Here is a 12514-nt window from a genome sequence, read left to right as displayed (position 1 = left end):
CATCGAGGGGAGGTGGTTCGGGTCTACGGCCCGGCCAGCACCGCCGGCAGCAGCGCGGCCGAACAGTCGACGACCTCGTCGACGCTCGGTGTGCCTTCGCGGAACCGGTCGATGGCCAGCGACTCCACGAACGCCCACCACGCCCGCAGCCGCATGCGGGTGACGGGGGTGTCATCGCAGCCCAGCGCCGCGACGACCCGCTCGACCATGGTGTCGCGCATCGAGTCGTGGATATCGCGGATCTGAGGGTCGGAGCCGACGCCGCTGTGGAAGAACGTCTGGTAGTTGTCGCCGTGGCGGTCGATGAACGACACGAACGGGTGCAGCACCGCCCGGAGGGGATCCTGCTCGTCCGGATCGGGATCCGCCGCGCGGAGCAACCGGCGTGATGCGGCGCCGACGACGGCGACGTAGAAGTCCTGCTTCGTGGGGAAGTAGCGGAACAGCAGGCCGCGGGAGATGCCGGCGATCTCGGCGACGCGGTCGATCGACAGGGCGTGGATCGGGCGCGTCGACAGCTCCTGCAGCCCGATCGCCACGAGTTGCCGGCGACGTTCCTCGGGTGGCAGGCGACGCCGTCCTTTGGACGCCTCTTGTCGCGGGGTGCTCATACCGATAGCCTAACTGAGCATCGCTCAGTTACGACCGCCCGACCGGGCAGATTCCCGGTCGAACTCGACGGAAGGCACCCGATGGATTTCGCACAGTCCGAGCGCAGTCGCGACTATCTCGAACGCCTCCGAGCGTTCATCGTCGCCGAGGTCACGCCCGTCGAACAGCGACTGCGGGCCGAGCGACGCACCCCGGGCGAGGGACGACGCGACATCGACGCCGCCGAGAGGTGGGCCGTCTCCCCCGAATTCCGCGAGCTGCAGCGCAAGGCCCGCGCCGAGGGCCTGTGGAACCTCTTCCTGCCCGACGCCGAACTCGGTGCCGGACTGTCGAACATCGAATACGCCCCGCTCGCCGAGGAGATGGGCCGCTCGCAGTTCGCCTCCGCGGTGTTCAACTGCGACGCCCCCGACACCGGCAACATGGAGGTCCTCTACCACTACGGCAGCGAGGCGCAGAAGGAACAGTGGCTGCGCCCGCTCCTCGACGGTGAGATCCGTTCGGCCTTCTGCATGACCGAACCCGAGGTCGCGTCGTCGGACGCGACGAACATGGCCGCGACCGCCGTGGTCGAGGGCGACGAGATCGTGCTCAACGGCCGTAAGTGGTGGAGCACCGGCGTCGGCCATCCCGACTGCAAGGTGCTCATCTTCATGGGCCTGACCGATCCGGAAGCCCACAAGTACCAGCGACATTCGATGGTCCTCGTGCCCTTCGACACCCCCGGCGTGAAGGTCGAACGCATGCTCCCGACGATGGGCTTCTTCGACGAGCCCGGCGGCCACGGCGAGGTGTCGTTCACCGACGTGCGACTGCCGCTCGATGCCGTCATCGCCGGTCCCGGACGAGGATTCGAGATCGCCCAGGGCCGGCTCGGTCCCGGCCGCATCCACCACTGCATGCGCCTCGTCGGGCTGGCCGAGCACACCCTCGAACTCGCGTGTCGCCGCGGCCTCGAGCGCACCGCCTTCGGCAAGCCGATCATCAACCTCGGTGGCAACCGCGAACGCATCGCCGACGCCCGTATCGCGATCAACCAACTGCGGCTGCTCGTCCTGCACGCGGCCTGGCTGCTCGACACGCAGGGACTCGCCGGAGCGCGCTCGGCGGTCTCGGAGATCAAGGTCGTCGCACCGCGCGTCACCCAGCAGATCGTCGACTTCGCCATCCAGATCCACGGTGGTGGCGGCCTTTCCGACGACTTCCCCCTCGCCGGTGCATGGACGTCGGCGCGAGCACTGCGTCTCGCCGACGGACCCGACGAGGTGCACCAGGGGCTCGTCGCCCGGTTCGAACTCGGCAAGTACGCGTGAGAGGGAGATTTCGACGATGACCACACTTCCCGACAACGCCCGCACCGTTCGCGAGGAGGACGCCTTCGACGTCGACGCGGTCGCGGCCTGGCTCGCCGAGCACGCCGGCATCACCGGAGTGCCGGAGGTCCGCCAGTTCTCCGGCGGCGCATCCAACCTGACCTACCTGCTGCGCTATCCGGATCGCGATCTCGTGCTGCGCCGGCCGCCGGCCGGGGCGAAGCCGTCGTCCGGTCACGACATGGCACGCGAGTACCGCATCCAGTCGATGCTCGCACCGGTCTACCCCTACGTGCCCACCATGATCGGCCTGTGCACCGATCACAGCGTGCTCGGCAGCGACTTCTACGTCATGGACCGCGTTCCCGGCACCATCCTGCGGACGAATCCGCCCACGCAACTCGACCTCTCCGAAGCGGATACCCGCACTCTGTGCCTGCGCATCGTCGATCTGCTCGTCGAACTGCACGGCATCGATCCGGAGTCCGCAGGACTGTCCGAACTGGGTCGCGGATCCGGTTACGTCGCACGGCAGGTCGCGGGCTGGACGTCGCGCTACGCCAAGGCCCGCACCGACAACGTCCCCGATTTCGCCCGTGTCACCGAGTGGTTGGCGGCTCGGCAGCCGCAGGACGTCGCGCAGACCGTGATCCACGGCGACTTCCGGCTCGACAACATCGTCCTCGACGAGAACGATCCGCTGAATCCGGTCGCGGTCCTCGACTGGGAGCTGGCCACCATCGGCGACCCCCTGATGGACCTCGGCTCGTCGCTCGCCTACTGGGTCCAGGCGGACGACGACGACATGCTGCTGCTGACGAAGCGACAGCCGTCCGATCTCCCCGGCATGCTCACTCGTCAGGAGATCGTCGAATACTATTCCGAGCGAACCGGACTGCCGGTGGACGGTTGGGGATTCTACGAGGTGTTCGGACTGTTCCGCCTCGCCGTGATCGCCCAGCAGATCTACTACCGCTATCACCACGGCCACACCTCCAATCCTGCCTTCAAGGACTTCTGGATCGTAGTCGGCTATCTCGAATCCCGTTGCAGTGCATTGATCGATCGATACGAGAAGGAGAGCCGATGAGCCGCCCGCAGCGACGGAACATCCTCATCACCGGTGCGAGTTCCGGCCTCGGTGCCGGAATGGCGCGTGAATTCGCCGCGCGAGGAAGGAATCTCGCGCTCGCCGCTCGGCGCGTCGAACGGCTCGAGGAGCTGCGGGACGAACTGCTCGCCGCGTACCCGGGCATCACCGTGAGCGTGCGCGCTCTCGATGTGAACAAGCACGACGACGTGTTCACCGTCTTCCGCGAGTTCGACGAGGAGCTCGGTGGTCTCGACCGGGTGATCGTCAACGCCGGCCTCGGCAAGGGACAACCGCTCGGTACCGGCTACTTCCGCGCGAACGCCCAGACGGCGAACACCAACTTCCTCGGTGCACTGGCGCAGAGCGAAGCGGCCCTCGAGCTCATGCGGCCCCGTGGGCGCGGGCACGTCGTCCTCATCTCGTCCATGAGCGCGGTGCGGGGCATGCCGCGCAACCTGACGACCTACGCCGCGTCGAAGGCCGCCGTCGCCTCGCTCGGTGAGGGGATGCGGGCCGACCTCGCCGACACCGACATCTCGGTGAGCACGATCTTCCCGGGATACATCCGGTCGGAGATCAACGAGAAGGTGAAGAAGGTCCCGTTCATCGTCGACACCGAAACAGGTTGTCGCGCACTGGCGGCTGCGATCGAGAAGGAACCGGCCAAGGCGTACGTGCCGGGCTGGCCGTGGATTCCGCTCGGCTACGCGATGAAGGTGCTGCCGCTGTCGGTGATCCGGAAGATGGCGTAGGCGGGTCCGGAACCCACAGCGGCAACGGCGAAGGCCGCATCCCACGTGAGGGATGCGGCCTTCGCCGGAAATACTGCCGGAGAACGACTTACGCGTCGGCTCCGATGATGAACGCCTCGAGCTGGGCACGAGCGGAATCGTCGGCCATCTGGACCGGCGGGGACTTCATCAGGTATGCCGAAGCCGGGAGGATCGGGCCGCCGATGCCGCGGTCCTTGGCGATCTTCGCCGCGCGGATGGCGTCGATGATGATGCCGGCCGAGTTCGGGGAGTCCCAGACCTCGAGCTTGTACTCGAGGTTCAGCGGGGCGTCACCGAAGGCGCGACCCTCCAGGCGGACGTATGCCCACTTGCGGTCGTCGAGCCACTGCACGTAGTCGGAGGGGCCGATGTGCACGTCGCGGTCGTGGACCTTGCCGGCGAGGGGGCCGTTGAGGTTCGACGTGACGGCCTGGGTCTTGGAGACCTTCTTCGACTCCAGACGCTCGCGCTCGAGCATGTTCTTGAAGTCCATGTTGCCGCCGACGTTGAGCTGGTACGTGCGGTCGAGCACGACACCGCGGTCCTCGAACAGCTTTGCCATCACGCGGTGGGTGATGGTGGCGCCGACCTGCGATTTGATGTCGTCGCCGACGATCGGGACACCGGCGTCGGTGAACTTCTGCGCCCACTCGGGGTCGGAGGCGATGAACACGGGGAGAGCGTTGACGAAGGCGACGCCCGCGTCGATGGCGCACTGCGCGTAGAACTTGTCGGCCTCTTCGGAACCCACGGGGAGGTAGGAGACGAGAACGTCGACCTGGGCGTCCTTGAGCGCCTGAACCACGTCGACGGGCTCGGTGTCGGACAGCTCGATGGTCTCGGCGTAGTACTTGCCGATGCCGTCGAGCGTGTGGCCGCGCTGCACGGGCACGCCGAGCGGCGGCACATCGGCGATCTTGATGGTGTTGTTCTCGCTCGCGAGGATCGCCTCGGACAGGTCGAAGCCGACCTTCTTGGCATCCACGTCGAACGCGGCGACGAACTGGACGTCGCGCACGTGGTAGGGACCGAATTCGACGTGCATCAGGCCGGGGACGGTGGTCTCGGCGTCCGCATCCTTGTAGTACTCGACGCCCTGGACCAGGGAAGAGGCACAGTTCCCCACGCCCACAATGGCCACGCGCACCGCGGTGCTGTTCTCACCCATGGTCGGGTTCTCCTTCTTTGTTGCGTGCTGCTGACGACTGCTCGGCGGCGATGAGTTCGTTGAGCCAGCGCACCTCGCGCTCGCTGGACTCGAGGCCGAGCTGATGGAGCTGACGGGTGTAACGATCGAGTGTGCCGCTGGCCCGTCCGATCGCATCGCGGAGCGCTTCTCTGCGCTCCTCGACCTGGCGGCGCCTGCCTTCGAGAATTCGCATCCGCGCTTCGGCGGGAGTGCGACCGAAGAAGGCGAGGTGCACGCCGAATCCGTCATCGGTGTAGTTCTGCGGTCCCGTGTCGGCGACCAGCTCGGTGAAGCGTTCTCGACCCTTCGGGGTGAGCTGATAGACGCGGCGGGCACGTCGTTTCACGGGACCGGGAATTCCCGGATCCTCTTCGATGAGGCCGTCCGCCTGCATTCTCCGCAGAGTCGGATAGAGCGACCCGTAGGAGAAGGCGCGGAAGGCTCCGAGGAGCCCGGTCAGACGCTTGCGCAGCTCGTAGCCGTGCATGGGCGATTCGAGGAGGAGCCCGAGTATCGCCAGTTCCAGCACGGGTCACCTCCTGTTTCCGTTCGAACCAACCGATTGATACGACACGGAACTATATCGCGCCGATATATACGACGATACGCCCCATACGGTTCGTGTCACGTCCGGTTGCGGGCGGGCACCCTTCTCCGGACCCGATCGGACATGCGTCGGTGCCACCTCGACCACCCGTCTTCGATGTCCGGTGGGCCACTCCCCGCCCCTCGCCGCATCGCCCGCACGTACTCTGGAAGCCGTGCGAATTCAGCGGCAGGTGGTGGACTACGCGTTGCAGCGGCGCTCGCTGCTCGCAGAGGTCTACTCGGGGCGACGCGGAGTCAGCGAGGTCTGCGACGCGAGCCCCTATCTGCTGCGGGCGGCGAAATTTCACGGCCGGGGCAGCGATGTGATGTGCCCCATCTGCCGTAAGGAGCAGTTGACTCTTGTCTCGTGGGTCTTCGGCGACAAACTCGGTCCGGTGTCCGGGTCGGCGCGCACCCCCGAAGAGTTGGTGCGTCTGGCCGCCAGCCAGGAGGAATTCTCGGTTCACGTGGTCGAGGTGTGCCGCACCTGCAGCTGGAATCACCTGGTGCAGTCGTACGTCCTGGGATCGCAACCAGCACCCAAGAGCCCGCGTCGCCGGTCGACGGGATCGAGCCGTCGTACCGCCAGCGAGTGAAGGGGTACCGGCAACGTGCCCGTACGCTTTCTCGTGGAGTTCGCTCCTGGGTCCGACCCGCACGACCTGATCGTCGCGTCGTCCGCTGCGCACATCGTCGATCGACTGCCGTCCGTCGGCATCGCCGATCGGCTCTTCGTGGAGCAGTGTCGAGGCCGCGGCGTGATGCGTCGCGAGAACAGTTGGAGATGAGTACGTGAGTTCCCCCGACAACGAACCCGAGGACAACAAGGCCGTCCCGCCCCAGCGCAGCGGTCCCGCCGGACCGCAACCCGGGCAGCAACGTCCCGGTCCTCCTGCCGGTGCCGGTCAGGGACAGCCGGGTCCGGGACAGCCCGCTCCGGGACAGCAGCGCCCTGCCCAGGGCCCGGTGCAGGGTCGTCCGTTGCCGCCGCAACCGCGCCCGCAGGGCCAGCCGGGAGCACAGGGCCAGCCGGGTCGACCGGGCGGACAGCCCGGTGGTCCCGCAGGTCAGCAACCGCCGCGCCCCGGCGGCCGGCCGCCGTACCCGCCCCAGGCTCCCGGTCAGGGACAGCGTCCTCAGTCCCCCGGCCAGGGACAGCGCCCTCCGGCTCCCGGTCAGGGGCAGGGACCGGGCCCCCAGCAGGGCCGACCGGGACAGCCGTACCCACCGCGCGGACCGGTGCCCGCCCCGGGCGCCAACCAGCCGCGTAACCCCAACCAGTCGATGCCGCCGCGGCCCGGCACGTTGCCGCCCGGCGCGGTGCCTCCCGTCCAGCGCACGCCGCAGGCCGATCCGACCGTCGCCATGCGTCCCGGAGCGGACGCGGCAGGTGCGCAGCGTCCCGGAGCGGACGCGGCAGGTGTACAGCGTCCCGGAGCGGATGCCCCGACGCAGCGGGTCTCCGCGGCGAGCGCTGCAGTCGGTGCGAGTGCTGCAAAGAGTGCGAGTGCTGCGGACGATGCACCCACGACGCGCGTTGCCGGTGGCCCGCCCGCAGGCGGACCTCCCACGGTTCCGCCCGGTGGCGGTTCGGGTGGCGGCGCCGGGGGTGGAAAGGGCGACGGCAAGAGCAACCGCTGGCGCACGATTCGCCGGATCGGTTACGGCGTGGTCGCCGCCGGCATCCTCGTCCCGATCCTCATGTTCATGCTGGCGTACATCGTCCAGGACGTGCCGCGCCCCGGTGAGCTGCAGACGAACCAGGCCGCGACCATCTTCAACTCCGACGGTCAGGGTGTCATCACGAAGGTGATCCCACCGGAGGGCAACCGCACCGAGGTCGAACTCGACGCGATCCCCGTGCACGTCCGCAACGCCGTGCTCGCCGCCGAGGACCGCGATTTCTACAGCAATCCCGGCTTCTCGGTCACCGGCTTCGCGCGTGCCGCCCGCGACAACGTGCTCGGCCGCGACAGCGCCGGTGGTGGTTCGACCATCACCCAGCAGTACGTGAAGGTCGCCGTCGTCGGTTCCGAGCGGACGTTGACGCGAAAGCTCAAGGAGCTGGTGCTGTCGACGAAGATGGCGAACCAGTGGGCCAAGGACGACATCCTCGCGGCCTACCTCAACACCATCTACTTCGGTCGCGGTGCCTACGGCATCGCAGCGGCGTCGAACGCGTACTTCGGCAAGCCCGTCGGTGAGCTCACCGTCGAGGAGGGCGCCGTGCTCGCGTCGTCGATCCAGTTGCCGTCGCTGCTCGATCCCGAGCAGAACCCCGAGGGTGCGGAGGCGCGCTGGAACTACGTGCTCGACGGCATGGTCGCCGCCGGCACGCTCGATGCCGCCGAACGGTCGGGTATGAAGTACCCGGCCTACGTGCCGATCGCTGAGCTCGACAACGGCGACCAGTCGTCCGGCCCCGAAGGTCTGATCAAGAACCAGGTGCTCGCCGAGTTGTCCCGCGAGGGCATCGACGAGAACCTCCTCAATACGGCCGGTCTCCAGATCACCACGACGATCGACCCCCAGGCCCAGCAGTCGGCGGTCGAGGCGGCGCAGAGCAATCTCGAGGGCGAACCCGAGGAGTTGCGTACCGCGGTGGTGTCGGTCGATCCCCGGTCCGGGGCGATCCGCGCCTACTACGGCGGGGAGAGCGGTGTCGGTTACGACTTCGCCCAGTCCGGTCTGCAGACGGGGTCGTCGTTCAAGGTGTTCGGCCTGGCCGCCAACCTCGACCAGGGCGTGCCGTTGTCGCAGACCTACGACAGCGGTCCGCTGACGGTCAACGGCATCAAGATCGGCAACGTCGAGGGCGAGTCGTGCGGGCAGTGCACTATCGCCGAAGCGCTCAAGCGGTCGCTGAACACGAGCTTCTACCGGATGATGCTCGAGATGGACAACGGCCCGCAGGCCATCGCCGACATGGCGCACAAGTTGGGTGTCGCGAAGGAACTGCCGGGCATCGGTGAGACGCTCACCGAGCCGGAGGGCGTCGGCCCCAACTACGGCATCGTGCTGGGCCAGTACCAGTCGCGCGTGCTCGACATGGCCTCGGCGTACGCCACGCTCGCGGCGTCCGGCCGTCATCACGAGCCGTACTTCGTGCAGAAGGTCGTGACGTCCGACGGCGAGGTGCTCCTCGACCGTGGCACCCCTGCCGGTGAGCAGGTCGTCGACGCGGCGGTGGCCGACAACACCACTTCCGCGATGACCCCGATCGCCGCGTACTCGAACGGCCACGCCCTGGCCGGCGGCCGTCCGTCCGCGTCGAAGACCGGTACCGCTCAGCTCGGCGACACCGGCTCCAACAAGGACGCGTGGATGGTCGGTTACACCCCGTCGCTGTCGACCGCGGTGTGGGTCGGCACCGAGGAGGGCCTGCCCCTCGAGAACAGCTGGGGCGGCATGATCTACGGCTCGGGTATCCCGTCGGACATCTGGAAGGACACGATGGACGGCGCTCTCGAGGGCACCGAGGTCGAGTCGTTCCCGAAGCCGGAACCGATCGCCGGTGTCTCCGGCGTGCCGGCGTGGACCGCGTCGACGACAGCTCCGGCCACCCGTGAGCAGACCACCACCTCGCGTGTCGTGCCGAGTCTTCCCGAGGTTCCGGAGATCACCACGCAGAACGTGGAGATCTTCCCCGGCGTCACCATCCCCGTTCCGGGTGTCGCCCCGCAGACGACCACCCAGAACGCGCCCTCCCGTCCCGGTAACGGCGGTCAGGAGGAGGAGAGCGAGGATACCGGCGGCGGAACCGGCGGTGGTACCGGCGACGACTCCGACGAGGGTGGATCGCCTCCGCAGAACCGCATCCCGGGACTCGAGAGCCCCGCGATCCCGGGCGCGCAGGGAGGCGGATTCCAGGGCGCGCAGGGCGGTAGTCCCCAGGGCGCGTTCGAATACGCTCCGGCCGGGTAGCCTCGCCGCGTGAGCGACGACCGGGGATCCGACGCCCGGCCGGTGGTGTCCGCTGCACCACCGGCCGAGGATCGTCGTTCCCTGGACTGGCGCGACACCCCCGGGCGTACCGACCCGACGGTGTCGCGCCTGACCGCCGTCATCGGCGGTCCGGTGGGCCGGCACGCCGTGCTCGGGCGCACCCGCTTCTTCACTCCCCTGCGGGCGATGTTGCTGCTCGCGGTCGTCTTCCTCGCCTTCGGCTGGTTCACGAAGGCGGCCTGCGTCCAGCAGGGACCCGTCGGTCCCGACGGCGCGCTCGGCCTGGACTGGAGCGGCAACCGGCAGTACGTGGCGATGTGTTATTCCGACATCGTTCCGCTCTACGGTGCCGAACGGCTCGCCGAGGGCGCCTTCCCGTACCGGACGTCGTGGGAGGAACCCGGCCCGGACGGGCAGATGCAGACCCGGTACATGGAGTATCCGGTGCTCGCGGGGCTCTACCAGTACGGCTCGATGCGCATCGCGAAGGCGTGGGACGCCACACCGTGGCTCCCCGATGCACTGCAGGTCGCGATCTACTTCGCCGTCGTCGCGGTCGGTCTCGCGCTCGCCTGGCTCGTCACGGTGTGGGCCACCGCGATGTCGGCGGGCCGCAGGATCTGGGACGCCGCGCTCGTCGCGGCGTCACCACTGGTCGTGGTGCACGCCTTCACGAACTTCGATGCCCTGGCCACGGCCTTCGCCGCGGGTGGTCTGCTGGCGTGGGCCCGCCGTCGACCGGTTCTCGCCGGCGCCCTGCTCGGCCTCGGTGCGGCGACGAAGTTGTATCCCTTGCTGTTGCTCGGTCCGCTGCTGGTGCTGTGCCTGCGGACCGGCCACCTGCGGTCGTTTGCCCGCACCGCGGGAGCGGCCGCCGCGGCGTGGCTAGTGGTGAACCTGCCGATCATGGTGCTGTACCCGAGCGGGTGGGCGGAGTTCTTCCGACTCAACTCCGATCGCGGAGCGGATCCGGATTCGATCTACAACGTGCTGCACTCGTTCGTGGGCTGGCCGGCCTGGTCGGCCTCGACCTTCAATGGGGTCTCGCTCGTGTTGTTCGCCGCGGCCTGCGCCGCGATCGGGTGGATCGGGCTCACCGCGCCGCGCCGTCCCCGCCTCGCGCAGCTGTGTTTCCTTCTCGTCGCGGCCTTCCTGCTCACGAACAAGGTGTGGAGTCCGCAGTATTCGCTGTGGCTCGTGCCGCTCGCCGTGCTGGCCGTACCCCACCGGCGCGCACTGGTCGCCTGGATGACGATCGATGCGCTGGTGTGGGTTCCGCGCATGTACTACTACCTCGGTCCCGATCGGAAGGGGCTGCCGGAGCAGTGGTTCACCGCCACGGTCTTCCTGCGCGACGTCGCCGTCGTGGCACTGTGCGCGGTTGTGCTGTGGCAGATCCGGCGTCCGGTGCGGGATCCCGTGCGGTACGGCTTCGTCGACGATCCCGTCGGTGGTGTGCTCGACCAGGCTCCCGACCGTCCGCCACGATGGCTGCCCGCCAGGTTGCGACCTGCTCACCATCGGGTCACAAGAGAAGAATCATCCGAACGAGGGATGTCGGAGACTTCGTCGGTCCCCTAGGCTCGGGAACGAGCACGAGGGGGGACAATGGCGAGCGGCGGACGGGGATTCGGAGCGGGGACGGATGTCACCGCCTCACAGTTCACGACGTGTGAGTTGGCGTGGACGGTCGCGAGCGGCGACGCCACCGCGATCCCACGACTTCTGCGCGACCTGCATCCGCTCGTGATCGCCTACTTCCGGGCCCGTGCGAAAGCCGCCGGAGGTACCATCGCCGACGCCGATCGTCTCGCCCTGGCTGCCTGCCGTGCGATTCTCGCCGAGCTCACCGCGCCGTCCGGAGCCGACCGGCCTTTCCTGCGGTTGGCCTACACGCTGGTCGCCGACGCGGCCGATGCCGAGTTCGCGAGCCCGCGGGCCTTCCCTCTGACCCGACTCCAGCAGGAGATCCTCATCCTGCGCACCATCGTGGGTCTCGACTCGTGGCAGACCGCGGTGGCGCTCGCCGTGGCGCCGGGACGGGTCGGTGTCGAGCAGCACGCGGCGCTGAGTTCCCTGCGCGCGGCCTGAACCGGGTGGACAGAGTCCACATCCACGGGTGCGAGATGAACAGCCGCCTCGCCGCTTCGGTCTTCGAGTCCGCTGCCAGTCAGGTGAGCAGAACTTCCTTCTCGCGGGCGGGGTAAGTCCCGGGGAGTGGTGGGAATCTGGTGAGGACATCCGGACAGGTCCACGGCGTGTCGACCCTCACCGGGGGGTGGGCCATTGCGTAGTGATCAACGAGTTACCTACCACAGTGACTCACAGAAAGCAGCTACGCGATGACCCACGATCATCCTGCCCTGCCCTGCCCTGCTCGCTCAGCTCGACGCACTCACCGGCGCCGACAGCGCCAGCGTGTTCGCCGAACTGATCCGCACCGGCCTGCAGGCATGCAGGCGCTGATCGAAGCCGAGGCCACCGACAAACTCGGTGCCGGCCGGTATGAGCGCACCGCCACCCGCACCACGCAGGCGTTGAGTTTGGCCAGGGTTCGTTTTGCCGAGATTCGCAGTACGAACTACCAGCCAGAGATAGGCGGCCGCACCGACGCGCACCACAGGCATCGGATCGGACCAGCTGCCGAACCACATTCGTCGGGCGTACCCGCACCTGCACGCGGGTACTCGCCCGGCCATGGCCACCGATCGCACCCACGCAGATCCGTCGCTGCGACTGTCCGTCGGCCGGGAGCAGGTCGTGATCGACAACCGGTACGAGACAGCCTCGATCGTCAACGACGTCCTGATCGCGGTGTTCTTCACCGTCGGCAGCGTGTTGTTCTTCTTCGACTCCACCCAGACCGCCGGCACCTGGCTGTTCTTGCTCGGCTCGCTCGATTTTCTCGCCCGGCCTGTGATCCGCCTGAGCCGGCGCACTCATCTGCGACGGTTGGGACATCACTCCGGCGCCACCGGCGGTGACTACGACTACTGACCGT

13 protein-coding genes are annotated in these 12514 nt (G+C 68.0%); 9 read left to right on the top strand and 4 right to left on the bottom strand.

Annotated features, from left to right (window positions below):
* Nucleotides 1-23: 23 nt before the first annotated feature.
* Nucleotides 24-611 carry a TetR/AcrR family transcriptional regulator gene (locus QR64_RS05180; protein ID WP_033098472.1) on the bottom strand — a complete coding sequence of 196 codons (588 nt, stop codon included), beginning with the start codon at nt 609-611 and terminating at the stop codon, nt 24-26.
* Between the two features lie 81 nt (nt 612-692).
* Between QR64_RS05180 and QR64_RS05175 the strand changes: the two genes are divergently transcribed.
* From QR64_RS05175 to QR64_RS05165, 3 genes are read left to right on the top strand one after another with little or no spacing between them, the layout of a single operon-like run.
* The gene (locus QR64_RS05175) at nt 693-1925 is read left to right on the top strand and encodes an acyl-CoA dehydrogenase family protein (protein ID WP_039584402.1); all 1233 of its coding nucleotides are present in this window, start codon (nt 693-695) and stop codon (nt 1923-1925) included.
* Between the two features lie 16 nt (nt 1926-1941).
* Nucleotides 1942-3015, top strand: coding sequence for a phosphotransferase family protein (locus tag QR64_RS05170; RefSeq protein WP_006550824.1), 1074 nt, complete (start codon nt 1942-1944; stop codon nt 3013-3015).
* On the top strand, nt 3012-3770 hold the full coding sequence (locus QR64_RS05165; protein WP_006550823.1) for an SDR family oxidoreductase: 759 nt from the start codon (nt 3012-3014) through the stop codon (nt 3768-3770). The genes QR64_RS05170 and QR64_RS05165 overlap by 4 nt, the downstream gene beginning before the upstream one ends.
* A gap of 88 nt (nt 3771-3858) precedes the next feature.
* On the opposite strand, the gene QR64_RS05160 is transcribed toward QR64_RS05165, so the two are convergent.
* The gene (locus QR64_RS05160; protein ID WP_006550822.1) at nt 3859-4959 is read right to left on the bottom strand and encodes an inositol-3-phosphate synthase; all 1101 of its coding nucleotides are present in this window, start codon (nt 4957-4959) and stop codon (nt 3859-3861) included.
* The gene (locus tag QR64_RS05155) at nt 4952-5509 is read right to left on the bottom strand and encodes a PadR family transcriptional regulator (protein WP_006550821.1); all 558 of its coding nucleotides are present in this window, start codon (nt 5507-5509) and stop codon (nt 4952-4954) included. Before QR64_RS05155 ends, QR64_RS05160 begins: the two co-directional genes overlap by 8 nt.
* 232 nt (nt 5510-5741) lie before the next feature.
* Here QR64_RS05155 and QR64_RS05150 point away from each other — a divergent pair, with 232 nt between their 5' ends.
* The 5 genes from QR64_RS05150 (at nt 5742) to QR64_RS05135 (ending at nt 11604) form a co-directional block, all read left to right on the top strand.
* Complete coding sequence (locus QR64_RS05150; RefSeq protein WP_172414849.1) at nt 5742-6164, top strand: DUF5318 domain-containing protein; 423 nt, start codon at nt 5742-5744, stop codon at nt 6162-6164.
* Nucleotides 6165-6179: 15 nt separating this feature from the next.
* Nucleotides 6180-6356: a hypothetical protein gene (locus QR64_RS26785; RefSeq protein WP_153811623.1), complete on the top strand. Its 177-nt coding sequence runs from the start codon at nt 6180-6182 to the stop codon at nt 6354-6356.
* Nucleotides 6357-6852: 496 nt separating this feature from the next.
* Nucleotides 6853-9492, top strand: coding sequence for a transglycosylase domain-containing protein (locus QR64_RS05145; RefSeq protein WP_051424945.1), 2640 nt, complete (start codon nt 6853-6855; stop codon nt 9490-9492).
* 9 nt (nt 9493-9501) lie between these two features.
* Nucleotides 9502-11094 (top strand): glycosyltransferase family 87 protein, encoded by a 1593-nt coding sequence (locus QR64_RS05140; RefSeq protein WP_039584401.1) that lies wholly within the window; start codon nt 9502-9504, stop codon nt 11092-11094.
* Nucleotides 11095-11121: 27 nt separating this feature from the next.
* Entirely contained in the window at nt 11122-11604 is a 483-nt protein-coding gene (locus tag QR64_RS05135; RefSeq protein ID WP_039584399.1) for an ECF subfamily RNA polymerase sigma-24 subunit, read from the top strand.
* Between the two features lie 290 nt (nt 11605-11894).
* Here QR64_RS05135 and QR64_RS28800 read toward each other — a convergent pair whose 3' ends face one another.
* Nucleotides 11895-12167, bottom strand: coding sequence for a hypothetical protein (locus tag QR64_RS28800; RefSeq protein ID WP_024102474.1), 273 nt, complete (start codon nt 12165-12167; stop codon nt 11895-11897).
* Nucleotides 12168-12210: 43 nt separating this feature from the next.
* Between QR64_RS28800 and QR64_RS05125 the strand changes: the two genes are divergently transcribed.
* A complete protein-coding gene (locus tag QR64_RS05125; protein WP_019290542.1) occupies nt 12211-12510 on the top strand; it encodes a YrhK family protein in 300 nt (99 codons plus the stop codon).
* Nucleotides 12511-12514 lie beyond the last annotated feature (4 nt).

It is taken from the genome of Rhodococcus sp. Chr-9 (genome assembly GCF_000801125.1).
In the GTDB taxonomy this organism is placed as follows: domain Bacteria; phylum Actinomycetota; class Actinomycetes; order Mycobacteriales; family Mycobacteriaceae; genus Rhodococcus; species Rhodococcus pyridinivorans.
Note: the sequence above shows the minus strand (reverse complement) of the source record. Positions and strands in the feature narration are given on the sequence as shown.

What these genes read in the sequence shown, in the direction of transcription:
- QR64_RS05180 (WP_033098472.1), bottom strand. Translation starts at nt 611, where the DNA reads ATGAGCACCCCGCGACAAGAGGCGTCCAAAGGACGGCGTCGCCTGCCA.
- QR64_RS05175 (WP_039584402.1), top strand. Translation starts at nt 693, where the DNA reads ATGGATTTCGCACAGTCCGAGCGCAGTCGCGACTATCTCGAACGCCTC.
- QR64_RS05170 (WP_006550824.1), top strand. Translation starts at nt 1,942, where the DNA reads ATGACCACACTTCCCGACAACGCCCGCACCGTTCGCGAGGAGGACGCC.
- QR64_RS05165 (WP_006550823.1), top strand. Translation starts at nt 3,012, where the DNA reads ATGAGCCGCCCGCAGCGACGGAACATCCTCATCACCGGTGCGAGTTCC.
- QR64_RS05160 (WP_006550822.1), bottom strand. Translation starts at nt 4,959, where the DNA reads ATGGGTGAGAACAGCACCGCGGTGCGCGTGGCCATTGTGGGCGTGGGG.
- QR64_RS05145 (WP_051424945.1), top strand. Translation starts at nt 6,853, where the DNA reads ATGCCGCCGCGGCCCGGCACGTTGCCGCCCGGCGCGGTGCCTCCCGTC.
- QR64_RS05135 (WP_039584399.1), top strand. Translation starts at nt 11,122, where the DNA reads ATGGCGAGCGGCGGACGGGGATTCGGAGCGGGGACGGATGTCACCGCC.
- QR64_RS28800 (WP_024102474.1), bottom strand. Translation starts at nt 12,167, where the DNA reads ATGTGGTTCGGCAGCTGGTCCGATCCGATGCCTGTGGTGCGCGTCGGT.
- QR64_RS05125 (WP_019290542.1), top strand. Translation starts at nt 12,211, where the DNA reads ATGGCCACCGATCGCACCCACGCAGATCCGTCGCTGCGACTGTCCGTC.